The following is a 23,333-nucleotide window of genomic DNA, read 5'->3' as shown; positions in this document are numbered from 1 at the left end:
TGTTAAATAAATAATCAGATTTTGAAAATAACAAGAGAAGCTAAAACAGCAATATTAGTAATAGGTTCCATATTAGTATTTATATGGGGATACAGTTTTTTAAAAGGTAGGGATTTGTTTAATTCCTATAAAACTTTTTATGTAATATATGAAAACGTAGAGGGGCTTTCGCCGTCTGCTCCAATAACCTATAGTGGTTTGGTAATAGGTAAAGTAAATTCTATTAAACCAGCAAAAGAAGGACACCTAGTGGTTGAACTACAAGTGAGTAATGATGAGGTTTTTATATCTAAAAAAAGCCATGCTGTTTTACATAAGCCAGATTTAGTAGGAGGTAAACAAATAGCTATTAAATCTGACTTTGAAAGTAGTGCGGCTGAAGATGGTAGTTATCTTACAGGTACAGAAGAGCCAGGAATGCTTTCTACTGTTGGGCAACAATTAACACCATTGCAAAATAAAGTAGAAGCTACAGTAGTATCGGCAGATAGTTTATTAAATAATTTGAATAATATTTTCGATAAGCAAACACAAGAGAATTTACGCACTACTATTGCCGATTTAAGCAAAACTATGAAAGAGTTTAGCAAGGCTACTAGTGCTGTTAATACAATGTTGACAGATAATAAAACTAAAATAGACGGTACATTTGATAATATGAATAAAACTACCGCTAACCTTGCTCAAATAACCGATTCTATAAATTCGGTTAATTTAGCAGAAACAGTACGTAAGTTAGAAAACACAATGACTAATGTAGATAATATATTAGGTGATTTAGAGTCTGGCAAGGGTACTATGGGTAAATTACTTAAAGACGAGGCTATGTATAATAATCTTACAGATGCATCTAAAGAATTGAAAGAATTATTGGCAGATATTAAAAATAATCCTAAAAGATATATACATTTTTCAGTTTTTGGCAAAAAGAATACGCCATATGTCGAAAAGGAATAATAAATTTGTAAGTAGTACAACCTACTATTTTGTATTTATATGAGTTATATTGATAATATTTTATTTGTTTTAGTCCTCGCAGCAGGCTTTGGGTATTTTGCATTAAATGTAAAAAAACTAGCACGCAACATTAAGTTGGGTAAAGGTGTAGATCGTAATGATAACCCTAGTGCACGCTGGAAAAATATGGCTATGATTGCTTTAGGGCAATCTAAAATGGTAAGAAGACCTGTGTCAGGTTTCCTACACATTATTGTTTATGTGGGGTTTGTAATTATTAATATCGAATTATTAGAAATTATAATCGATGGTATATTTGGTACACATAGAGTTTTTGCTTTTATGGGAGGCTTTTACAGCTTTCTTATAGGATTCTTTGAAGTTCTAGCTTTTTCGGTACTTGTTGCCGTAACAATATTCTGGATAAGAAGAAATGTAATAAAATTATGGCGTTTTGCACATGGCGATCTTAAAGGTTGGCCGCATAACGATGCTAACTATATATTATATTTTGAAGTAGTACTTATGTGTTTGTTTTTAACAATGAATGCTGCCGATCATCATTTGCAAATAGTAGGAGCGCACCATTATATACAAGCGGGAGCTTTCCCTATATCAGGGTTTATATCGCCTCTTTTTGAAGGTATGACAGAAGGTACAGTAATACTAATAGAACGAACAACATGGTGGTTACATATTATAGGTATTTTAATTTTTATGAATTACCTGTACTTCTCTAAACACCTACATATATTATTGGCTTTCCCTAACACCTATTTTGCTAACCTGAAACCTAAAGGACAGTTTGAAAACTTAGAGTCAGTAACTAACGAGGTTAAGTTAATGATGGATCCTAATGCCGACCCATTTGCAGCAGCACCTCCTGCGGAAGAAGGAGCAGTACCAGAGAAATTTGGAGCAAGCGATGTACAGGATTTAAACTGGGTACAGCTTATGAATGCTTATACTTGTACAGAGTGCGGAAGATGTACATCATCTTGTCCTGCTAACCTTACAGGTAAAAAATTATCGCCACGAAAAATTATGATGGATACCCGTGACAGGCTTGAAGAAGTGGGTAAAAATATAGATAAAAACAAAGGTGTATTTGTAGATGACGGTAAGTCGTTATTAAACGATTATATAACACCCGAAGAGCTATGGGCTTGTACCACGTGTAATGGTTGTGTAGAGGCATGTCCTGTTAACATCGACCCACTTTCTATTATTATGGACATGAGAAAGTATCTTGTAATGGAGCAGAGTGCTGCACCTACAGAACTTAACGGGATGATGACAAATATAGAGAATAATGGCGCACCATGGCAGTATAACCAAATGGATAGGTTAAACTGGAAAGATGAACAATAATGAAAGAGGAGCAAAAAGATAAAAACTTGTTACCACTTACCCATAATGGTGAGCATATAAGTCCTGCATTACCTGAAGGTATAAAAAATTACCTGATAGATATAGATGGTACTATTTGTGATGATATACCTAACGAAGAGCCAGAGCGTATGGCTACAGCAGAGGTATACCCTGATGCATTGGTAACGTTAAATAAGTGGTATGAAGAAGGACATATAATATATTTCTTTACATCGCGTACAGAAGCACATAGAGAAATTACCGAAGGGTGGCTCAATAAACATGGATTTAAATATCATGGTATGCTAATGGGTAAACCTCGTGGAGGCAATTACCACTGGGTAGATAACCACTTGGTAAAAGCAACACGATATAGAGGTAAATTTACAGATTTAATTGATAAAGAGGTTACCATTCAAGTTTTTGATGATGGTAAACACGAATGATTTATACGATATGACTCAGGAAGAATTAAAAGTCCCTACAATGGCCGAAATGATGGCACAAGGACAACAACCAGAAGTATTATTCTGGGTAGGTTGTTCTGGTAGCTTTGATGATAGAGCCAAGAGAATAACAAAAGCATTTGTACGAATATTAAACCGTGCTAATGTACCTTTTGCAGTATTAGGTACAGAAGAAGGTTGTACGGGTGACCCTGCTAAGCGAGCCGGAAATGAGTTCTTGTTCCAAATGCAAGCAATGATGAATATTCAGGTGCTTGATGGTTATGAAGTAAAAAAGATAGTAACGGCTTGCCCACACTGTTTTAATACTATAAAAAATGAGTACCCAGGTTTAGGCGGAAAATATGAAGTAGTACACCATACTGAGTTTTTAAAATCGTTGTTAGACGATGGTAGACTTAGTATAGAAGGCGGTCAGTTTAAAGGTAAAAAAATAACCTTTCATGATCCCTGCTACCTTGGGCGTGCTAATAACGTTTATGAAGCACCGCGTGATTTAATACAAAAGCTTGATGCCGAATTAGTAGAAATGAAGCGTTCGCGCCGAAATGGTCTTTGCTGTGGTGCTGGTGGTGCACAAATGTTTAAAGAGCCAGAAGCAGGAGATAAGGATGTAAATGTAGAAAGAACAGAAGAAGCGCTAGAAACACAACCTGAAATTATAGCAGCGGGATGTCCTTTTTGTAATACTATGCTAACCGATGGAGTAAAAGCTAAAGACAGAGAGGCGGATGTTAAAGTGCTAGATGTTGCGGAATTGATTGCTAATGCTCAGGATTTATAAAAAATAATTTATGTACGTTCCTTTTGATACATTACCCGAAGAATCTCGTATTTGGATATACCAATCTAATCGTAAATTCTCGGATACCGAAATAATAGATATTGAAAATGCCCTAAAAGAATTTGTAGAAAACTGGGCTGCTCATGGTACAGGACTTGAAGCATCTTTTGTTATTAAATACAATCGTTTTATTATTCTTGCTATAAATCAAGATACACAGCCAGCAACAGGCTGCTCTATAGATGCTTCAGTACACTTTATACAAGAGCTTGAAAACAAGTATGATGTCTCTTTGTTAGACAAAATGAACGTAACTTTTAAGTCTGGTGAATACATTGCTCATAAGTCATTGCTCGACTTTAAAAAGATGGCTAAAGATAAAGCCGTTAATGCTGATACTATTGTATTTAATAATCTTGTAAATACAGTAGGAGAATGGCAGGATTTTTGGGAAGTTCCTGCGGGAGAAAGTTGGCATAGCCGTTTCTTTTAAGCGAGCATTCTATTTACCATAAAAATTTAAAAATCATCATTAAGGCTCGGCAATAATGATGATTTACTATTTATAAAACAGATATATTCAATGCGATTATCCATACTATTTTTTCTTCTATGTTTTCAGTTTATTGCTGCACAGCCAGACCAAGTCTTTAATGATTATAAAACTCCTGAAGAAAAAAAATGGGTAGATAGTCTTTATAACGAACTATCTTTTGAAGAAAAAGTAGGGCAGTTGTTTATGGTAGCGGCATACTCTAATAAAGACGCTGCACATATAAAAACTATTGATAAGCTTATAGCTGAAAACAAAATAGGCGGACTTATTTTTTTTCAGGGAGGTCCTGTACGTCAAGCAAAACTAACTAACCGTTATCAGGCAGAATCTAAAATACCTTTATTTATAGGTATTGATGCCGAATGGGGGCTTAGTATGCGTCTTGATTCTACATATCGCTACCCATGGAATATGACACTTGGTGCAGTGCAAGATATGAGCCTTATAGAAACTATGGGGGAGCAAATGGGGATACAATCTAACCGTATGGGAATTCATTTTAATTTTGCTCCTGTATTAGATGTAAATACTAACCCGTTGAATCCTATTATTGGTAATCGCTCTTTTGGAGAAGACAAAATAAACGTTACCGAGCGTGCTTTGGCTATGATGCGCGGTGTGCAAAGTCAGGGAGTATATGCAACAGGTAAGCACTTTCCTGGTCATGGCGATACGGCTACCGATTCGCATTATGCCTTGCCTTATTTGTCTTTTACTAAAGATAGACTGGAGAGCATTGAGTTTTATCCTTATAGAAAACTATTTAACGAAGGGCTTGCGAGTATTATGGTGGCGCATCTGAATGTGCCGAGTATAGAACCAACACCTAATTACCCGACCTCATTATCCTATAATGTGGTTACTAATATTGTACAGAATGAGTTAGGCTTTAAAGGACTTATTTTTACCGATGCATTAAACATGAAAGCAGCTAGCAGTTTTATGCAGCCTGGAGATATAGATCTTGAAGCTTTTTTGGCAGGTAACGATGTGTTGCTGTTTACAGAGAATGTACCTGTAGCAGTAGAACGCTTACGAGAGGCGTATGATGAAAGCTGTATATTATCAGAAGAACGGCTGGCTTATTCTGTAAAAAAAATATTAGCATATAAGCATAGAGCAGGGCTTAATAACTATAAACCTATTAAGCTAGATAACCTGTATAATGACCTGAATGCACATGAGTTTGAAGACCTAAACTACAAACTCTATGAAAATGCAGTTACAGTACTTAAAAATAAACAGGAAATTATACCCATTGCTAACTTAGAGGATGAAAAAATAGCCTATGTGAAAATGGGTGATGATGATGGTTCAGATTACTTAACTACGCTTCAAAAATATACAGCCATTACCGAAGTAAATGAGGAGACTCTAGAATTACTAATGGAGGAGCTTAAGTCTTACAGTACTGTAATTATAGGTTTTCATAAAGCTGATGGCGCATGGAAAAATCATGATTTTACTCAAAAAGAGTTGACTTGGCTTGATGCTATAGCTAAACGAAAAAGAGTAATACTAACAGTATTTGCAAAACCTTATGCGCTTATGCCTATTAAAGATTTTAGTGCTATCGAAGGGCTTGTATTGGCATATCAAAATAATACTATTGCTCAAACAGTGGCAGCCGAAGTTGTTTTTGGTGCTCTGGGAGCTAAAGGAAAAATTCCCGTTTCTATAAATAATGCTTTTACTGTAAACGACGGTATAGCTACCGAAGAACTGGGCAGAATGGGCTTTACTACACCACATAATGTAGGGATGAGTGCTGCTATGCTTACTAATATTGACTTGATTGCTCAAAGAGCGATTAATGAAAAAATGACACCTGGACTTCAGGTATTGGTAGCGCGTAAAGGTAAAGTGTTTTATCAAAAATCGTTTGGCTATCATACCTACGAGGAAGATATGCCAGTAAAAAATACCGATATTTATGATGTAGCTTCGCTTACCAAGATACTCTCGACATTACCTAACCTGATGCAGCTTTATGATAAAGGAGAGATAAAGCAAGATACTAAGCTAGGCAAAATGCTCCGCGAATTTTCGCGTACAGATAAAAAGAATATTACTTTACATGATATGTTATTGCACCAAGCACGTTTTCAGCCTTGGATGCCTTTTTATAAAGCGACGTTGGATAGTACTAATCATCCTGATTCTTTATATTATAGAAAAACATATAGTACTGCATTTCCTTATCAAGTCGCCGAAAACTTATATATAAGAAAAGATTATCCCGATACTATAATTGCACGTATTGCCGAGAGTAAATTATTGCCTAAAAAAGAATATAAATACAGCGATTTTACTTTTATTTTATTAAAAAAATATCTTGAGAATAAAACAGGAAAATCATTAGATGTATTGAGTGAGGAAGCTTTTTACAAACCACTTGGAGCATCTTATACTACATACAACCCGCTACGTAAGTTTGATATGAGTATTATTCCGCCTACAGAGATAGATAATTATTTCCGTTATCAGGTGATACAAGGATATGTACACGATATGGGAGCCGCTATGGAAGATGGTGTTGGTGGACATGCGGGGATATTTTCTAACAGTATGGATGTCGCCAAAATAATGCAGCTATATCTTAATAAAGGTACGTATGGAGGAAAACGTTATTTTTCTGAAAAAACATTTAATACCTTTAATACTTGTTATGCTTGTAAAGACGGTAACAGGCGTGGGCTTGGTTTAGATAAGCCACAGAGAGATAAACCTGGACCAACGTGCGATTGTGTTTCTTACAGTAGTTTCGGACATACAGGTTTTACAGGTACTATGGCATGGGCAGATCCTGAATCGGGAATTGTATATATTTTTCTTTCTAACAGAACGTACCCCGAAGCAGGGGAGAATAGGCTCTCAAGAAACAATATAAGAGAAGATATACAAAAAATAATTCAAGAGTCTATATTAGAAGACGAGTTACCATCAGGTAATGTAAGCAATACAGCAACTTTAAATAAATAATTGTAAATGCAATCTACAGCCACTACACCAAAAGAATACATGGATTCTCTACCAGAAGACAGAAAGCCAGCTATGGAAAAACTGCGTAATGTTATTTTAGAGAACCTACCCGATGGATTTCAAGAATGTATGGCTTATGGTATGCTAGGCTATGTAGTGCCTCATTCATTATACCCTGCGGGTTATCATTGCGATCCAAAAATACCACTACCGTTTTTAAATGTAGCATCGCAAAAAAACTTTATAGCAGTATACCATATGGGTGTTTATGGGAGTAAAGAGTTATATGACTGGTTTGTAACCGAATTTCCTAAACATAGTAAGTATAAGCTAGATATGGGTAAAAGTTGTATCCGTTTTAAAAAGCCCGATGCTATCCCGTTTGAGTTGATAGGTGAACTGGTAGCTAAAATTACTCCAGAGCAATGGATTGCTACTTATGAATCGAATTTAAAACGATAGTACATACATACGTTAATTTCATGCAAAAAACAGGTATAGCCTGTTTTTTTTATTTAAATTCGTTATCTCATTTTTACAATTTATGAAAATCGCAATAGTATGTTACCCCACCTTTGGCGGTAGTGGCGTAGTCGCTACTGAATTAGGTTTAGAGTTGGCACGCAGGGGACACGAAATACACTTTATAACCTACAGCCAGCCTGTGCGTTTGGCATTATTAAGCCCTAATATATATTATCACGAAGTACACGTACCAGAATATCCTTTGTTTCATTATCAGCCCTATGAGCTTGCTTTATCGAGTAAGTTGGTAGATATGGTAAAACTACATGGTATAGAATTGCTACACGTGCATTATGCTATTCCGCATGCTTATGCGGGTTATATGGCTAAAAAAATGCTGAAAGAGCAAGGCATCAAAATACCAATGGTTACCACCTTGCACGGTACAGATATTACACTAGTGGGTAATCACCCAACCTATAAACCAGCGGTGAGTTTTAGTATAAATCATTCGGATGTAGTAACATCGGTATCTCAGGATTTAAAAGAAGAAACCTATAGACTTTTTGATATAAAGCGAGATATTACGGTAATTCCTAACTTTATTGAGCTTGATAAGAAAAAGATGGACACAACATCAGAGTGTCACCGTTCTATGATGGCTACAGATACACAAAAGATAGTAACACACATTAGTAACTTTAGAAAGGTAAAACGTATTCCAGATGTTATTAAGATATTTTATGGCATTCAAAAAACAATACCTGCCAAATTAATGATGGTGGGCGATGGTCCTGAAAAGGCAGCTGCCGAAGAGCTATGTGAAGAACTAGGTATAACCGATAAAGTAATATTTTTTGGGAACAGTAGCGAGATAGATAAAATACTTTGTTATACAGATTTATTTTTATTGCCATCAGAAACCGAGAGTTTTGGTCTTGCTGCGCTCGAAGCTATGGCGTGTGGTGTTCCTGTAATATCTACTAATAGTGGTGGGCTTCCTGAAGTAAACCGTGAGGGGTATTCGGGTTACCTTGGTAATGTAGGAGATGTAGAGTATATGGCAGAAAAAGCAATATCAATACTATCTGACGATAAAGTATTGTATGAATTTAAATCGAATGCATTAAAGGTGGCACAGGAATTTGATATAAAAAATGTGATGCCATTATATGAAAATCTTTATAAAAAAGCTTTAAAACAATTAGTATGAAAAAAATAATAACATTAAGTCTTTTAGTAATAATGGCGGTAAGTTGTAAATCTAAAAAAGCGGCAACAGTAGATGGAGGCGAAAATTTTACCATACTGAAAGAAAGTGCTTATGGCGGACGTGAAATAGATTCGCATGAGTTTATTACCAATAATAAAGACTATACAGCGTTAACAACTGAATTAGGTATAAAAGATGCTCAAAAAGTAGACTTTGATAAAAATAATGTGGTAGCTGTATTTATGGGACAAAAAAGAAGTGGAGGTTACAGTATAACTATCGAAAAAGTAGTACCTGTAGCAGGTACAGGAGATACCGCAACAATTTTGGTTAAGACTACTAAACCGAAAGCAGGAGAAGTAATTACTATGGCTTTAACAGCGCCTTATTGTTTAGCGGTTATTCCTAAAACAGAAAAGATAGATGTACAGTATATTAAATCTAGTTTTACTACGAGTAAGTTGCGTAGAGAATAGATGGCTATATAAATAAGTTATAAAAAAGAACAGGATGCCTATTGGCATCCTGTTCTTTTTTATATTAAGTTTTTTTCTATCTAAAACACCCTTGTGTTATAGTATGTAAGTGTAAAAAATAGATACTAATTATTGGTTGTTTTTTCTGTGTACTAATAGTTTTTCGATAATTTTATTTGACATCGGGTCAGAAAAACTTTCGTCACCAGTGACTAAAACACCTTTTATTCCTGATGTCGATTCAATGCCATATACAGTAGCTTCGTCTGCTGGGTCTGATTCTCCTTCATAGAAATAAATATCAGAAATCTCAAACTCATCATGATCATATTGATTTCCAAGATTACATATCAGTAGGTTGTCTTTAAGATTAAAATCTTTATCAAACCCTTTTTCTCTAAGTTCATTTATAGCTATAGATACAGTTGCGTAATGATAGGTAATGCTCATAATGTTGGATGTTTTTGATTACTATCAAATTTAAAGAAATATTTTTGATATTGACATTTAATAATTTTAAATAAAAAAACCGAGCCTAAGCTCGGTTTTTTTTCGCACTAATAAACTAAGTTAAAAGGTTTATCGTAGTCGGTCAACTGATTTTACGAGATCTTCATCTTTCTTGATAGCCTTATTGGCAAGGCTTATAAAAACGATAGAAACAATAGGAAGAATCATCCCAATACCCTTCTCTGAAACCACCTTCTCAGGATCTGTTTCTCCGGATAAATTTAGCAACCTGTATATAAATAATCCTAATAAAATTAAATTCAATATTATATTCAGCCTGCCCATTACAAACTGATTTTTTCTCTTTTTAAATGATATAATACTTAATAATGATAATGTTGTGCTTCCGCCAAATAGGGCTATAAAAGCAAGATTGTTTACAAAATAATATTCAATCCCATTTTCGTTGCTCCATAAAGGGAACACGAATGGCAACACTCCTGTTGCTATAAAAGCTATTAATAAGTATATTGTTTGTATTCTCTGTAACATTGTTGCATATTTGCTGCACAAAAATATGGTTTCTTTTTAAGAAATACTATTGTAACTAAAAATAAATTTTGTAATATTGCAGGACTTATTCATAACTACTTCATTCTGCGAAGTATTATATCTCCAAAAAAAGACATACCCTCCACATTTTGAAGTCACCACTCTAACATAACTAAAAATATAAATGTTCGATATTTCTGAATTAAAAGAAATGAAGCTTCCTGAGCTTCAAGAAATTGCTAAAAAAGCTAAGATTAGCAAGTATAGAGGTTTAAAAAAAGATGATTTAATTTACCAAATTTTAGACCGACAAGCTGCTGCACCAGAAGTTATAAAACCACTTTTTAGTGATGAAAATACTGATAGTAAGACAGCTACAGATGATACAGCATCTAAAAAAACTGTAAAAACAGCAAAGACTACAAAGCTTGCACCCACTACAGAAAAACAAACGGAAAAGAAAGTAGCAGCTATACAGCCTACTACAAATGAAAAAGAGAATGTTGATGTAAAATCAACTAATCAGGATAAACCAGTTTCACGCAGACCAAGAGTTACTAAAGATGCACCTAAGTCAGCCGAAATAACTACTTCTGATGAAGAAACTAAAGATGTAGCAAAAGATGCACCAGTACCTGTAAAAAAAGAAGTAATACAAGCTAAAGATAAAGAGCCTGTAAAAAAAGATAACAAACGAAAAGTAATTCCTGCCAGAGATAACAATCAGCAAAAAGCAGAATCTGTTGAGAGTAAAAAAGCAAGACTTACTGAAGAGGAGCGTTTAGCACAGATAGAAAGAGCTAATGCTAATAACCCTAATCATCCAAGTTATAAAAAACCACAAAATAATAATACTCAGAATAATCCACCTGCACAAAACAATCAGCAACAGCGAAAACAAAATTATCGCGAACCTGATTATGAGTTTGATGGTATTATAGAGAGTGAAGGTGTGCTAGAAATGATGCCTGATGGATATGGTTTTCTCCGCTCATCAGATTATAACTATTTGGCTTCGCCAGATGATATTTATCTTTCTAATTCACAAATACGTCTTTTCGGATTAAAAACGGGAGATACCGTTAAAGGAGTTGTACGCCCACCAAAAGAAGGTGAAAAATACTTTCCTCTAGTAAGAGTACTCAAAATAAATGGTCATGACCCACGTGTAGTGCGCGATAGAGTATCTTTTGAACACCTTACACCACTTTTCCCAGAAGAAAAATTTAACCTTGCCGATAGGCAAAGTACTATATCTACTCGTATTATCGATTTGTTCTCTCCAATAGGAAAAGGACAACGTGGTATGATAGTAGCACAACCCAAAACGGGTAAAACAATGTTACTGAAAGATATTGCTAACTCTATAGCAGCAAATCATCCTGAGGTATACCTTATTGTATTATTGATAGATGAACGCCCTGAAGAGGTTACCGATATGCAGCGAAGTGTGAGAGGAGAGGTTATAGCCTCTACTTTTGATGAACCTGCCGATCGTCATGTAAAAGTGGCAAATATAGTGCTCGAAAAAGCTAAGCGACTTGTAGAGTGTGGTCACGATGTAGTGATACTGCTAGACTCTATTACTCGCCTTGCACGAGCTTATAACACAGTACAGCCTGCATCTGGTAAAGTATTGAGTGGTGGTGTAGATGCTAATGCATTACAAAAACCAAAACGTTTCTTTGGTGCAGCGCGTAATATAGAAGGCGGAGGTTCGCTTAGTATAATTGCAACAGCACTTACAGATACGGGGTCTAAAATGGATGAAGTTATCTTTGAAGAGTTTAAAGGTACAGGTAATATGGAATTACAGTTGGATAGAAAAATTGCTAACCGACGTATTTTCCCTGCTATCGACCTTACATCATCAAGCACACGTAGAGATGATTTATTACTCGATGATAAAACAATACAGCGTATGTGGATAATGCGTAAATATCTTGCTGATATGAACCCTGTAGAAGCTATGGACTTTATTAATGATCGTTTTAGAAAAACGAAAAATAATGAAGAATTTCTATTATCTATGAATAACGGTTAGTAGAATAAATATATAAAAACAAAGCCCGCTTAATTTTAAGCGGGCTTTGTTTTTTAGTAATCATCATATCCTGCGCAAATATCATTGTAGTATTCTACTATATCTTTTAAGTTATTATAACCAAACTCATTCGTTTTTAGTTTTTTTACAATACCCGGACATTGGTCAAAATATTCTGCTATTTTTACTTTGTTTCTACCAATCGTAGTCAATTCTTTTTCACCTTTTCTTTTTAGCCATAGGGTTCTATCTATATCATTATATCCTCCCATAGGTTGATTATTCATATCAGTATAGAATGTCCAATTATTAGTATATTCATAGTATAAAGTTACTTCACCCTCGGTTATTATTTCAAAAAGATACTTTTCGACTGAATTTCGAGAAATAATTTCTACATATTGATAAGTTGCATCAATTCCAAAATCTTCAAACACAATTCGGTCTATCATAATACCGTCCCATACGTCAGGTTCATCATTTTTGGTTAACCTGAAAAGTATTTTGTTATTCAGACGTTCCCTATATACATTTTTGTCTTCTTTTATTTCGGCATATCCTGATAGCGAAACGCCGTCATGAAAATAAATTGTAGCTTCGTATTCTTGTGCAAAAAGTATACTTGTAGTAAGTAGTATAAATAAGGTAATTATAATTTTTGTACTCATAACAGCACAAATATATAATTATTCTTTAACAACTATAAATTTTGCATAAAACCCTGTTGCCAAATTCCATTCATTTCGGGCTAGCATTTTTTCTTCATTGTCTTTTACACCAAAATCAGCGGTATTAGGTCCACTTGTGCCTTGGTTTAAAGCCTCTATTTGTATATTGTTAAAACCTTCGGATAGTGTAATCATTATTGCAGCTCCTCTATTAGTAAGTGTAACGTTTGCAACAATTATTTTACTGTTTACAGTTACTTTTACTCGGTCTCCATCTTCAGCGCCAAAATCGCGTGCCATTAATACAATGTAAGGAGATTTTGTTTTTATAACCCCAAAATCAATATTACCTCTATAGGGCTCGTTCGATTCGCTTTCACGCACTTTTACTTGTACACGATCCATATATTCGCTACTGCGACTCACAAATTCGTCTTTTTGGTACATACTAAAGTTACTATCGCTATTTGCTCCTACCTGATACGGATTAGATACCGTAGGCTTTGGTGGTGTAACTGTAAATGGGCTCGTAGTGCTTAACGATGGCGTATCGGTACTGGTAGTATTGCCTTTAGGTACAGATATACTGCCCGTATTACTATCAAACTGTGCTTGAGCAGTAACGGTTGTAAAAACGATAAATAAAAGAATAAATATCTTTCTCATAAAGCGTTGTATCATAGAAACAAAATAACAAAAAATACCTGACTTACAATATATAACGAATAACGTTTTTGTTTGGTATTTATTGATAATCAAAAATAGAGCCAATATTTTTGTGATATGGGCTTTTGAGTATGATATTAATAAATTAATTCCTCTACATTTTTCCTGATGTTATCGGCAATTTTGTCTAAAGGTAAGTCATTGGCATCTGTACCAAAGGGGTCTTCTATCTCTTCGGCAATAAGTTCTAGACTAGCAAGTACATAAAAAATAAATACTACTACAGGAATAACATAATAGCTTAACTGAAAGGAATAGCCTAAAGGTAAGGTCATTACATAAAAGAATATAAACTTTTTTATAAAAGCACTATAAGAATAGGGTATAGGCGTGTTTTTAATCCGTTCGCAAGCACCACAAATATCAGTAAGCGATTGTACTTCGGCATTGAGTATAATAAGCTGGTCGCCTGTAATTTTTTCTTCTTTATACAAGTCGTTAACCTTTGCCATAATAGTTTTGGCAATTTGGTTGGGCTTGTGGTTATAATGGTCTGGGGCAAGTGTAGCGTCATCAAATAATTCGTGACTAATATCCTCATTTTTTAAGTGCAGGCTCAGTACATGAGCATAAGCAGGAATTAGCCTTCGCATTATGGCTTTATCCTCTTTATCGTCGAGCATTACGGCAATTTTTAGTGCAAGGTTACGGCTATTGTTTACTAGTGCTCCCCATATTTTGCGCCCTTCCCACCAGCGATCGTAAGCCGTGTTGGTGCGAAAAACCAGTAATAACGATATTACAAACCCTAACATAGAGTGCATAATAGTTACATTACTTATATAATCTTTTTTTGATAGTTGCCAATACTCCATTTCGAGATAACCTACTAATGCCGAATATGCTGCTATACCTATCATTAAAGGGAAAAGCTTACGTACAGTATCGGCTTTATGAAAACGAAAAATAAATGAAAACCATTCTTTAGGGTTGTAGGATATCATGGAGTATATTAAAAGTTAATCGTACTAAATATAATGAGTTTTTAAATATGGATATAGCTATAAATAAGCAATAGTATCTAACTATCTAAACCCTTACCGTTAGCAACGTTTACCTGCATTTCACTTAGTTTTTCGCCGCCTTTAATACCAAAATCTAGTGTACGGATAGGGAATGGTATCATGATATCGTTAGCATCATAGGCTTTTTTAATGGCTATAATGGCTTCGCTACCTACTTTTTTATAAACCAGTTGGTCGGCAGTGTCTATCCACATACGTATGGTAAAGTTAATCGAGCTATCGCCAAAACCTTCATAAAAGAAAGTCGTTTCTTTATCTTTAGATATTTCTTCTATGCCTTTAACGGCATCAAGAGTTATTTGCCTTACGCGTTCTAAGTTTTCGCCATAGGATACACCAACCTCTAGGTCGAATCTTCTCTGACCCATATAAGAGTAATTTTCTATAGGGCTCTGGAAAACTTCTTTATTGGGTATTATAACGGTTTGCCCACCAAAGGTGTTAATAACAGTATCGCGCAAGTTTACATCTACAACTTTACCCATATAGTCTTTTATATTTACAATATCTCCTATTTTAATGGGTTTTCTAAAAGAAATGAAAATACCCGACATAAAGTTGGCAGCAATATCCTGAAAAGCAAAAGCTAATGCCAAACCTAATATACCTGCTCCTGCAAGCATAGAGGTTACTGTTTGGTCGAGATTTAGAATATTAAGTGCTGTAAAAAGCACAATACCTATAAATATAAAGTAGATTACAGATGTGAAAAGATTATTTAAAGTAACATTATGGGATACTCTATTTATAAATCGGAATGACCATTTTTTCACCCATTTTGCAATAAAAAAACCGATAGCAATTACTATTGCTGCTAAAACCAAATTAGGGAGTATACCTATAAGTCCCTCTACCCATTTTGTCAATTTTTCAGTCAATAAATCGGATATGTTGCTAATGTCAAAATTCATAATAATACTTGTGTTACTTTAGGTGCTAAAGTAGTAATTAATGCCGAAAAGTAAGCTATGCAGTACTTTTTAACCGTTACAATAACTGTTTAAAAGTTTGGGTTGAATGGGTCGCGTGAAGGATTATAAGAATCAGGGGTCATCATCATTCTATGATGTTCATGTCCTGATTTTAACATTCCTCCTGCGGCTGCGGCTGCAAAAGGTCTGAATATCGAAGCAGGTAAGCTCTTTGCTATTTTATCACGATAATCATCAGAGGGAGGGAATTTTGCTAATTCACTTGTTTCGTGTCTACCGGCTTGCCAGCCCGACATGATACCCGCAGGCTCTGAAAGGAGTGAATGCCCGCTGCTTTGCATTTGCTGATGGAGTGCTGCAATTTGCGGAGAGCCTTGTTTACCGAAAAAGCCCCTTGCCATACCAAAAATATCACTCACTTTTGGTGCTTCTCCTTCTTTTACAAATTGAATTGGAAGCGTATTTGACTGTTGTAATTTTCTTTGGATTGTAGTTTGAGGTCTGTTGTCTATTAAATGGAAGCTGTTTTCCCTGTTTTTACGCTGTATTGGGACATTTGCCACTGACTGAAGAGTCGTTGGTTTTTTGGCATTTGTGTATTGTTTCATTTTTAGTAAAATTGAAGTTGAATAAGAAGCAATTTAATGAAAAATATTATTTTTTAGGATATATAATTCCAAATACTTTTCTTTTTACTCATTTCTATAAATGCGTGTTTTAGAGCAGCATGTTCGGGTTTAGACAACGGGGCATCTTCTTTTAGTAATTTAATAGCATGATGGCGCGCTAGCGAGAGTATATCGCGGTCTTTAACCAAGTCAGCTATTTGAAGGTTGAGTACACCGCTTTGTTGTTTACCCATAATGTCGCCAGGACCACGTAGTTTAAGGTCGACTTCGGCAATTTCAAAACCATCATTAGTGCGCACCATAGTTTCCATACGAGTTTTACTATCGTTACTCAGTTTGTGGCTCGTCATCAATATACAATAGCTCTGTTCGGCACCACGCCCCACGCGTCCGCGCAATTGGTGTAGTTGGCTCAATCCAAAGCGTTCGGCACTTTCTATAACCATAACGCTAGCGTTAGGTACATTTACACCTACCTCTATTACGGTAGTAGCGACCATAATATTAGTTTTACCTGCTGCAAAACGTTCCATCTCGCTGTCTTTATCGGCGGGTTTCATACGCCCGTGCACAATGCTTACACTGTATTGCGGTAACGGAAAGTCGCGCGAAATACTTTCGTAACCATCCATCAGGTCTTTATAGTCCATTTTGTCGCTTTCCTCAATTAGCGGATATACAATATATACCTGCCTGCCTTTGGCAATTTCTTCTTTAAGGAAAGCCCATACTTTTAGGCGGTTGCTGTCAAACCTGTGTACGGTTTTTATAGGTTTACGCCCTGGTGGTAATTCATCGATAACCGACACGTCTAAATCGCCATATAAGCTCATAGCAAGCGTACGCGGAATGGGTGTTGCTGTCATGACCAGCACGTGTGGCGGAATTTCATTTTTACGCCATAGTTTACTGCGCTGTTCTACCCCAAAGCGGTGTTGTTCGTCAATAATAGCAAGCCCAAGGTTTTTAAACTGTACTTTGTCTTCTAATAAGGCATGTGTACCAATAATGATGTGCAGCGAACCATTTTCGAGTGCTTCATGTATTACTTTTCGTTCGGCAGTTTTAGTAGAGCCTGTAAGTATTTTCACATTGATACCCATAGGCTCGGCAAGTTCACTTAATCCTGCATAATGCTGATTGGCAAGTATCTCTGTAGGTGCCATGAGGCACGCTTGAAAACCGTTATCTAATGCCAACAGCATACTCATAAATGCCACAATGGTTTTACCTGACCCCACGTCGCCTTGCAACAGGCGGTTCATTTGGGCAGGATGCCCCATATCGTTCCTGATTTCTTTAATTACCCTTTTTTGCGCATTGGTTAGCTCAAATGGTAAATGATTTTGATAGAAATCATTAAAATAGTTACCTACGCTATTAAACGGATGTCCTTTTATTTTATGCTTACGAATGAGGTTTTTAGTAATGAGTTGCAGTTGTATAAAAAACAGTTCCTCAAACTTTAACCGAAACTGAGCCTTTGCCAATAAGTCATTACTCTTTGGGAAATGGATATTAAACAACGCTGCATTTTTCGGGATAAGCTGTAATTCCTGCAAAAGGGTAGGAGGTAACACCTCGCCAAACTTTGCCTGTGTTTCTACAAACAGTTGTTGTACCATTTTGTTCATTACCTTATTGGTAATGCCCCGTTGTGTCAGTTTTTCGGTACTGGGGTATATGGGTTGCATGGCACTACGCAGGCTTTGCTCATGCTCGGTTAGCAATTCCGTTTCGGGGTGTGCCATATTAAAAACTCCGTTAAACGAGGTACACTTCCCAAATATTACATAAGGTACATTAACTTTAAGGTTTTCGCGTATCCATTTCTGTCCCTGAAACCATACCAGCTCAATTTCGCCTGTATCATCTACAAACTTTGCTACCAGTCGTTTTCCCCGTTTTTGTTCTACCGTTTTTATATTGATTACCTTACCTACTACCTGTACTTCGGCATTACTATTTTGCAGTTCGTTAATTTTATAGTAACGGGTACGGTCTATGTATCGGTTAGGGAAAAGATGTAGTAAATCGGCATATTTATGAATGCCCAACTCTTTGCGCAGCAATTCGCCACGTGCAGGACCTACGCCTTTAAGGTATTCTATGGGAGTTTCAAGCGGGTTGTTCATTTTATTTAGGCTACCTAAAATAGATCAAGCTATATTAAAATATTTATTATAATTAGTAATTTTTAGTTAAAATATTTTTAAGCATTAGCCGTTGGTTTTCTAAATATTCAACTTGTTCTTTCCAGTTATTATATATGTCGGTTGCAGCTTTTACCTGTAGAGCTTTTTCATTTGGTGTACGTAAAAGTTTAAAATTTTTAGAATCCTGTAGTTGTTTTTCTGCTAGTTTAAAGTTTTCTCTAGCAGTTTCTAGTTTAGCTTCAACTTCTTTTAAACGTTCTTGTTGTTTCATATGTATTATTTCTATCTCATTTCTTTTAGTAGTTGTTGATAGATTATAAATATAAGCACCTAAGATAGCAATCATTATTACTACAATATAAATGTAACTTTTTTTCATTGTTTAATAAATTTTAGTTAAAAATTGAAATACAAATTAAGTAAATTTTAAATGTTTTTTCAAAATAAATGGTATATAGTAGAAATATTGCTTTTAATTATATCTACAGAAAGCATAATAACAATAATGAAACCTATATATATTTCTTTATATAAGGAGGTTTAAAAGATACTATATTTGTGTTTTACTTTACGTAAGAATCATTATTGACTTTCTATTCCAATGAAAAAAGCTCCACTTCTTATGCTGTTATTATTTGTTTGTAAAATTTCAGCACAAAACAAGCTAGTAACTGATAGTATTTCTTTTAAAAATATAATTAAAGAGATGCCTTCTTTTACCATTTATGGCGATAATTATCTTATAACAGGTAGTACACTAGGAAAAACACCAGACTCTGATAATAGCGATGCTAAATTTCAAATAGGTTTTAAACAACGCCTTACCAACTCGGCATTGCCATGGAATACTTATGCGTTTTTTACTTACAGACAAATAGCCTTTTGGGATATTTATAAGGAATCAGTCCCCTTTAGAGAAATTAATTATAATCCTGGTTTTGCTATTATGAAACCATTTTTTAAAAATTCAAGACTTAATGAAATTTTAATGTTTCAGTTTGAACACCAATCAAACGGTAGAGATTTAGAAAATTCCAGAAGCTGGAATTATGTATCGCTATCATACATGCGTTTTTTATCGGATAGATTAACGGGTAAAATAAAAGTATGGCTACCTGTAGGGAATTTAGATGGTAATAGTGATATTACTGACTATAGAGGTTTTCAACAGTTAGAACTAGATTATAAATTAAATAATTCCTTTATTTTTGAAAGTGAATTTAGAAAGGCATATAGTCTCGATTGGAAAGGAAGTATGCTATTGGGGCTAAATTTCCGAATTTCTAAAACAAGTAATCAGTATATTTATCTACAATATTTTTTAGGCTACTCAGAAGACTTAATAAACTACAATCAAGATACACAACGATTAAGGGTAGGTATAGCCTTTAAAGACTTATTTATAAAATTCAGGAAATAATTATAATAATTGTAGTCATTATACTTACTTTAAGGAAGGGTAGCTTTTACTTATATTTGCAGAAAGTATAAAAGTAATGAAACTCTATATATTTCTCCTTTCCCTCTTTATAACCTCTTTATCTTTTGCTCAACAAGTACAAAAGGTAGATTTTAAAACCTGCAATGCAGCTATTAGTTTTGATGTACCGCAGCAAAAAGTAATAGGTACGGTAACCTATACTTTTGAGGTATTGGACAAAAAAACAGATACTATATATATTGATGCCCGTAATATGCAGTTTACTAATGTTACCATTAACGGTAAAAAAGCAGGTTGGGTAAATTCAGCATCTGCATTAAAGCTGTATAAAGGTTATAAAAAAGGGAATAATACAGTAACATTCAGTTACTCGGTACAACCTAAAAAAGCACTCTATTTTGTAGTGTTAGATACAGATGCTTCGACTTCGCTTAGTATCACAGATGCCAGCGAGGAAAAAGATATACAAATATGGACACAGGGGCAGGGTAAATATACAAGTCATTGGTTACCTAGTTTTGATGATATGAACGAGAAGGTGATTTTTAATCTTTCTGTTGATTTTGATAAAAACTATACAGTATTAGCTAATGGGGAACATACTAGTACTATAGATAAAAATGATAGTAGCTTATATACTGTTAGTTATAGTATGCAACACCCTATGAGTAGCTATCTGGTAATGTTAGCTATAGGTAAGTTTGAAAAACAAACGAGTATTACCGCATCTGGAACACCACTCGAATTTTATTACCACCCAGAAGATAAAGATAAACGAGAACCTACGTATCGTTACAGTAAGCAGATATTTGATTTTTTTGAGTCAGCAATTGACGTTCCGTATGCTTGGGGCGTGTACCGACAAGTGCCTGTGCAAGACTTTTTATATGCCGGTATGGAAAATACTACTTCGACTATTTTTTCGCAGGATTTTGTAGTCGATTCCATAGGCTTTAATGATAAAACCTATATTAATGTCAATGCACATGAGCTTGCTCATCAATGGTTTGGCGATCTTATTACGGCAAAATCGGGTAAGCATCATTGGCTACAGGAGGGGTTTGCAACGTATTATGCCTTACTTGCCGAACAGGAGCTTTTTGGCGATGATCATTTTAATTATGAATTATATGAAATGGCAGAACGCCTGCAACGTTTTGCTAAAACTGACACGATACCAATACTGAACGAAAAGGCAAGTTCGCTTACGTTTTATCAAAAAGGAGCTTGGGCACTACACGTATTGCGCGAAGGAGTAGGGCATGAGGCTTTCCGAGCGGCAGTAAAAAATTATCTCGAAAAATATGCCTATAGTAATGTCACTACCGACGATTTTTTAGCCGAAATTAATAAAGTATCAGATTATGATACTACAGCTTTCAAAGAACGTTGGCTAGAAAAAGGAGGTTTTGAAGTGCAAGAAGCTATTGCACTACTTAATAAAAATGAGTTTATACAACTGTATTTTAAATTGGGCGAGTTACAAGACAAACGTTTTGGTGAGAAAAAGCCGACATTTAAACAAATATTACAATCGGATATGTACTATCCTGTAAAGGAAGAAGTATTACTGCAAATGGCTGATGTACCGTTTGATGATAAAGCAGAATTAATACAGCTCGCTATGGCAAGTGGCGATATTAAATTACGACAGGCAATAGCCCGAACGGTTACTACTTTTCCTGATACATTCTATGAAGAGTATAAATCGTTATTACAGGACAAGTCCTACATTACTCGCGAAATAGCGTTGAATGTTTTGTATAGCCGTTATCCTGAAAAACGCCCTGAGTTATTGGATTTATCGGATGGTTGGGTAGGTTTTAACGATAAAAACTTACGCATACTTTGGCTAACACTTGCTTATGCCACACCTGAGTATCGTGAAGCTGAAAAACCTGAAATTTATGCTGAATTACAAGGGTATGCTTCACCTCGATATGAGAGTACAGTACGCCAAAATGCACTTACGAATTTGTTATATATAAATAAACCTGACCCTGTGGTATGGGCTAACCTTGTTAATGCTACGCTGCACCACAAGTGGCAGTTTGCCAAGTTTGGTCGTGAAAGCATCCGTACATTATTAAAACGTGATGGCTACCGTGCCTTTTTTGAAGGGATTATGTCAGGATTACCACAGGCAGAACAGAAGAAGTTACAACAATTATTAGATGAGTAACTAGAGTAATTACTTTCTCTTAATTTTTATAGTTTTTATCAGTCGTAAAAATTCTTTACTGCAATCTTCACCCATAAGGTCGTCGGTCATGTTTATCTGAAAGTAGTAGTGTTTCCAAGGAATAACGTATATCCTGCTGCGTACTCTGTGTGTTTGCCCATTTTCGGTATGCATGGTAAACTTAGTCACGAAGTATATGCTCTTTATATGCGATATTTTTATATTCTTAGGTTCTTCTATAAACTCAAAATCGTCATATAGTCCGTCAAAACTCCTTGCACTCCTGATGATGTCAGATTTAAAAGCACCAAAATCATCATTATTCCTTTCACGAACGTTTATTTGTATAGCGGGTACAAGACCTTTATGCGTTTGCGGGTTATATTTATAAACAGATAATATGAGTACAGAGCCTTCGTGTTCTTTAATTATTTTTAAAAGCTTCTCTTCGTCAATATCTAGCTTATCCAAGTTGCGGGCAAGGTCATCTTCATTTCCCCATATCCACCCCATAGGTTCTTGCATGGAGAAACCGAATGTTTTATTTTCAAATCGCCTTTGTGCAAAAGATGTTACGATATTGAGTAGTAAAAATGTGAGAATAAGTTGTTTCATAACCTTGTTTGAGTTACAAACATAATCAAAAAAAGACACTTAATAATTAAGTATCTTTTCTATACCGTACTATAAAAGTAGTTTTGTTTTATAATGTTTACCACATTTCTCCCACCTCATTTTTTAGATAGGCAACAGCCACATTACTGGGGCTTTGCTTGTCAAAAAGGTCAGTAAGTATTACCTCACGTAGTTTATCGGCGGTATCAATAGTATCGTCTATATTCGATTTTCGTATTAGTTGTATTGTAGCATTTTTTGTAGTTGTAATAATGTCCCAACTCTCAGCCGAAACATATATTTGTTGTGTTAAGTTATGCTCATATTCTTGCTCAATCTGACTGATGAGGTAGTCTTCATAGTCTTTTTTATTAGACGATTGTGGGGCTACCCTGATAAGCAGGCTAGAAGGGTTGATGCGTTCTAAAAATAACACTAATCTCTCATAAGCTTGTAGGCGAATAGGCATCGCATTTTTTTGACCCTCTTTATGGATGAGGTAACGACGACGACCTTCCTCATTAGCCGTATGCATTTTAAAAAAGTAGTAGGCAACAAGACCTGTTATAATTGCAGGTAAAACTCCAGCAAGTACATAAAATAAAAGATCTAAAATTCTGTCAGTATCCATTAAGGTAGTGT

The 23,333-nt window shown here is 35.2% G+C and carries 23 protein-coding genes; 12 read left to right on the top strand and 11 right to left on the bottom strand.

Annotated elements, in window-relative coordinates; all coding sequences use genetic code 11:
- Window positions 1-21: 21 nt before the first annotated feature.
- From DVK85_RS11310 to DVK85_RS11270, 9 genes are all read left to right on the top strand, one after another.
- A complete protein-coding gene (locus DVK85_RS11310; RefSeq protein ID WP_114678545.1) occupies window positions 22-957 on the top strand; it encodes an MlaD family protein in 936 nt (311 codons plus the stop codon).
- A 39-nt stretch (window positions 958-996) separates the two neighbouring features.
- A complete protein-coding gene (locus tag DVK85_RS11305) occupies window positions 997-2,328 on the top strand; it encodes a (Fe-S)-binding protein (RefSeq protein WP_114678544.1) in 1,332 nt (443 codons plus the stop codon).
- Window positions 2,328-2,774 carry an LNS2 domain-containing protein gene (locus DVK85_RS11300; protein ID WP_114678543.1) on the top strand — a complete coding sequence of 149 codons (447 nt, stop codon included), beginning with the start codon at window positions 2,328-2,330 and terminating at the stop codon, window positions 2,772-2,774. The genes DVK85_RS11305 and DVK85_RS11300 overlap by 1 nt, the downstream gene beginning before the upstream one ends.
- Complete coding sequence (locus DVK85_RS11295; protein ID WP_394338172.1) at window positions 2,758-3,579, top strand: (Fe-S)-binding protein; 822 nt, start codon at window positions 2,758-2,760, stop codon at window positions 3,577-3,579. Before DVK85_RS11300 ends, DVK85_RS11295 begins: the two co-directional genes overlap by 17 nt.
- Window positions 3,580-3,589: 10 nt before the next feature.
- A complete protein-coding gene (locus DVK85_RS11290; RefSeq protein WP_114678541.1) occupies window positions 3,590-4,072 on the top strand; it encodes an ABC transporter ATPase in 483 nt (160 codons plus the stop codon).
- Between the two features lie 90 nt (window positions 4,073-4,162).
- Window positions 4,163-7,117 carry a glycoside hydrolase family 3 N-terminal domain-containing protein gene (locus DVK85_RS11285; protein ID WP_114678540.1) on the top strand — a complete coding sequence of 985 codons (2,955 nt, stop codon included), beginning with the start codon at window positions 4,163-4,165 and terminating at the stop codon, window positions 7,115-7,117.
- 6 nt (window positions 7,118-7,123) lie between these two features.
- A complete protein-coding gene (locus DVK85_RS11280; RefSeq protein ID WP_114678539.1) occupies window positions 7,124-7,579 on the top strand; it encodes a DUF1801 domain-containing protein in 456 nt (151 codons plus the stop codon).
- 82 nt (window positions 7,580-7,661) lie between these two features.
- Complete coding sequence (gene bshA, locus DVK85_RS11275) at window positions 7,662-8,795, top strand: N-acetyl-alpha-D-glucosaminyl L-malate synthase BshA (protein ID WP_114678538.1); 1,134 nt, start codon at window positions 7,662-7,664, stop codon at window positions 8,793-8,795.
- The gene (locus DVK85_RS11270; protein ID WP_114678537.1) at window positions 8,792-9,271 is read left to right on the top strand and encodes a protease complex subunit PrcB family protein; all 480 of its coding nucleotides are present in this window, start codon (window positions 8,792-8,794) and stop codon (window positions 9,269-9,271) included. Before bshA ends, DVK85_RS11270 begins: the two co-directional genes overlap by 4 nt.
- Window positions 9,272-9,400: 129 nt before the next feature.
- Here the strand turns inward: DVK85_RS11270 and DVK85_RS11265 are convergent, their stop codons facing one another.
- Window positions 9,401-9,721 carry a hypothetical protein gene (locus DVK85_RS11265; protein ID WP_114678536.1) on the bottom strand — a complete coding sequence of 107 codons (321 nt, stop codon included), beginning with the start codon at window positions 9,719-9,721 and terminating at the stop codon, window positions 9,401-9,403.
- A gap of 129 nt (window positions 9,722-9,850) precedes the next feature.
- Window positions 9,851-10,273, bottom strand: a complete 423-nt coding sequence (locus DVK85_RS11260) for a DUF4293 domain-containing protein (RefSeq protein WP_114678535.1) — start codon at window positions 10,271-10,273, stop codon at window positions 9,851-9,853.
- Window positions 10,274-10,457: 184 nt separating this feature from the next.
- On the opposite strand from DVK85_RS11260, the gene rho reads away from it, so the two are divergent.
- Window positions 10,458-12,317 carry a transcription termination factor Rho gene (gene rho / locus DVK85_RS11255; RefSeq protein ID WP_114678534.1) on the top strand — a complete coding sequence of 620 codons (1,860 nt, stop codon included), beginning with the start codon at window positions 10,458-10,460 and terminating at the stop codon, window positions 12,315-12,317.
- Window positions 12,318-12,370: 53 nt separating this feature from the next.
- Here the strand turns inward: rho and DVK85_RS11250 are convergent, their stop codons facing one another.
- From DVK85_RS11250 to DVK85_RS11220, 7 genes are all read right to left on the bottom strand, one after another.
- Window positions 12,371-12,985, bottom strand: coding sequence for a hypothetical protein (locus tag DVK85_RS11250; RefSeq protein WP_114678533.1), 615 nt, complete (start codon window positions 12,983-12,985; stop codon window positions 12,371-12,373).
- Between the two features lie 18 nt (window positions 12,986-13,003).
- Window positions 13,004-13,651 (bottom strand): hypothetical protein, encoded by a 648-nt coding sequence (locus DVK85_RS11245; RefSeq protein WP_127960588.1) that lies wholly within the window; start codon window positions 13,649-13,651, stop codon window positions 13,004-13,006.
- Window positions 13,652-13,788: 137 nt separating this feature from the next.
- Window positions 13,789-14,655: a bestrophin family protein gene (locus DVK85_RS11240; protein ID WP_114678531.1), complete on the bottom strand. Its 867-nt coding sequence runs from the start codon at window positions 14,653-14,655 to the stop codon at window positions 13,789-13,791.
- Between the two features lie 77 nt (window positions 14,656-14,732).
- Window positions 14,733-15,647 (bottom strand): mechanosensitive ion channel family protein, encoded by a 915-nt coding sequence (locus tag DVK85_RS11235; protein ID WP_114678530.1) that lies wholly within the window; start codon window positions 15,645-15,647, stop codon window positions 14,733-14,735.
- Window positions 15,648-15,736: 89 nt separating this feature from the next.
- Window positions 15,737-16,276 (bottom strand): hypothetical protein, encoded by a 540-nt coding sequence (locus DVK85_RS11230; RefSeq protein ID WP_114678529.1) that lies wholly within the window; start codon window positions 16,274-16,276, stop codon window positions 15,737-15,739.
- A 53-nt stretch (window positions 16,277-16,329) separates the two neighbouring features.
- Window positions 16,330-18,432: an ATP-dependent DNA helicase RecG gene (gene recG, locus DVK85_RS11225; RefSeq protein ID WP_114678528.1), complete on the bottom strand. Its 2,103-nt coding sequence runs from the start codon at window positions 18,430-18,432 to the stop codon at window positions 16,330-16,332.
- A gap of 52 nt (window positions 18,433-18,484) precedes the next feature.
- Window positions 18,485-18,832, bottom strand: coding sequence for a hypothetical protein (locus DVK85_RS11220; protein WP_114678527.1), 348 nt, complete (start codon window positions 18,830-18,832; stop codon window positions 18,485-18,487).
- A gap of 222 nt (window positions 18,833-19,054) precedes the next feature.
- Here DVK85_RS11220 and DVK85_RS11215 point away from each other — a divergent pair, with 222 nt between their 5' ends.
- Together DVK85_RS11215 and DVK85_RS11210 are read left to right on the top strand one after the other, a co-directional pair.
- Window positions 19,055-19,873, top strand: a complete 819-nt coding sequence (locus DVK85_RS11215) for a phospholipase A (protein ID WP_114678526.1) — start codon at window positions 19,055-19,057, stop codon at window positions 19,871-19,873.
- 76 nt (window positions 19,874-19,949) lie between these two features.
- A complete protein-coding gene (locus DVK85_RS11210) occupies window positions 19,950-22,076 on the top strand; it encodes a M1 family metallopeptidase (RefSeq protein WP_114678525.1) in 2,127 nt (708 codons plus the stop codon).
- Window positions 22,077-22,085: 9 nt separating this feature from the next.
- Here DVK85_RS11210 and DVK85_RS11205 read toward each other — a convergent pair whose 3' ends face one another.
- Both DVK85_RS11205 and DVK85_RS11200 read right to left on the bottom strand, forming a co-directional pair.
- The gene (locus DVK85_RS11205) at window positions 22,086-22,691 is read right to left on the bottom strand and encodes a hypothetical protein (RefSeq protein WP_127960587.1); all 606 of its coding nucleotides are present in this window, start codon (window positions 22,689-22,691) and stop codon (window positions 22,086-22,088) included.
- Between the two features lie 97 nt (window positions 22,692-22,788).
- Window positions 22,789-23,322: a DUF7935 family protein gene (locus DVK85_RS11200; RefSeq protein WP_114678523.1), complete on the bottom strand. Its 534-nt coding sequence runs from the start codon at window positions 23,320-23,322 to the stop codon at window positions 22,789-22,791.
- Window positions 23,323-23,333 lie beyond the last annotated feature (11 nt).

Source organism: Flavobacterium arcticum (assembly GCF_003344925.1).
GTDB classification, from domain to species: domain Bacteria; phylum Bacteroidota; class Bacteroidia; order Flavobacteriales; family Flavobacteriaceae; genus Flavobacterium; species Flavobacterium arcticum.
Note: the sequence above shows the minus strand (reverse complement) of the source record. Positions and strands in the feature narration are given on the sequence as shown.

Bases quoted from the DNA above. Each gene is read 5' to 3' on its own strand.
- DVK85_RS11270 (WP_114678537.1), top strand. From the start codon at position 8,792: ATGAAAAAAATAATAACATTAAGTCTTTTAGTAATAATGGCGGTAAGT.
- DVK85_RS11245 (WP_127960588.1), bottom strand. From the start codon at position 13,651: ATGAGAAAGATATTTATTCTTTTATTTATCGTTTTTACAACCGTTACT.
- DVK85_RS11215 (WP_114678526.1), top strand. From the start codon at position 19,055: ATGAAAAAAGCTCCACTTCTTATGCTGTTATTATTTGTTTGTAAAATT.
- DVK85_RS11260 (WP_114678535.1), bottom strand. From the start codon at position 10,273: ATGTTACAGAGAATACAAACAATATACTTATTAATAGCTTTTATAGCA.
- DVK85_RS11265 (WP_114678536.1), bottom strand. From the start codon at position 9,721: ATGAGCATTACCTATCATTACGCAACTGTATCTATAGCTATAAATGAA.
- DVK85_RS11235 (WP_114678530.1), bottom strand. From the start codon at position 15,647: ATGAATTTTGACATTAGCAACATATCCGATTTATTGACTGAAAAATTG.
- DVK85_RS11305 (WP_114678544.1), top strand. From the start codon at position 997: ATGAGTTATATTGATAATATTTTATTTGTTTTAGTCCTCGCAGCAGGC.
- DVK85_RS11200 (WP_114678523.1), bottom strand. From the start codon at position 23,322: ATGGATACTGACAGAATTTTAGATCTTTTATTTTATGTACTTGCTGGA.
- DVK85_RS11220 (WP_114678527.1), bottom strand. From the start codon at position 18,832: ATGAAAAAAAGTTACATTTATATTGTAGTAATAATGATTGCTATCTTA.
- DVK85_RS11210 (WP_114678525.1), top strand. From the start codon at position 19,950: ATGAAACTCTATATATTTCTCCTTTCCCTCTTTATAACCTCTTTATCT.
- DVK85_RS11280 (WP_114678539.1), top strand. From the start codon at position 7,124: ATGCAATCTACAGCCACTACACCAAAAGAATACATGGATTCTCTACCA.
- DVK85_RS11230 (WP_114678529.1), bottom strand. From the start codon at position 16,276: ATGAAACAATACACAAATGCCAAAAAACCAACGACTCTTCAGTCAGTG.
- recG (WP_114678528.1), bottom strand. From the start codon at position 18,432: ATGAACAACCCGCTTGAAACTCCCATAGAATACCTTAAAGGCGTAGGT.
- DVK85_RS11300 (WP_114678543.1), top strand. From the start codon at position 2,328: ATGAAAGAGGAGCAAAAAGATAAAAACTTGTTACCACTTACCCATAAT.
- DVK85_RS11285 (WP_114678540.1), top strand. From the start codon at position 4,163: ATGCGATTATCCATACTATTTTTTCTTCTATGTTTTCAGTTTATTGCT.
- DVK85_RS11295 (WP_394338172.1), top strand. From the start codon at position 2,758: ATGGTAAACACGAATGATTTATACGATATGACTCAGGAAGAATTAAAA.
- bshA (WP_114678538.1), top strand. From the start codon at position 7,662: ATGAAAATCGCAATAGTATGTTACCCCACCTTTGGCGGTAGTGGCGTA.
- DVK85_RS11290 (WP_114678541.1), top strand. From the start codon at position 3,590: ATGTACGTTCCTTTTGATACATTACCCGAAGAATCTCGTATTTGGATA.
- rho (WP_114678534.1), top strand. From the start codon at position 10,458: ATGTTCGATATTTCTGAATTAAAAGAAATGAAGCTTCCTGAGCTTCAA.
- DVK85_RS11205 (WP_127960587.1), bottom strand. From the start codon at position 22,691: ATGAAACAACTTATTCTCACATTTTTACTACTCAATATCGTAACATCT.
- DVK85_RS11250 (WP_114678533.1), bottom strand. From the start codon at position 12,985: ATGAGTACAAAAATTATAATTACCTTATTTATACTACTTACTACAAGT.
- DVK85_RS11240 (WP_114678531.1), bottom strand. From the start codon at position 14,655: ATGATATCCTACAACCCTAAAGAATGGTTTTCATTTATTTTTCGTTTT.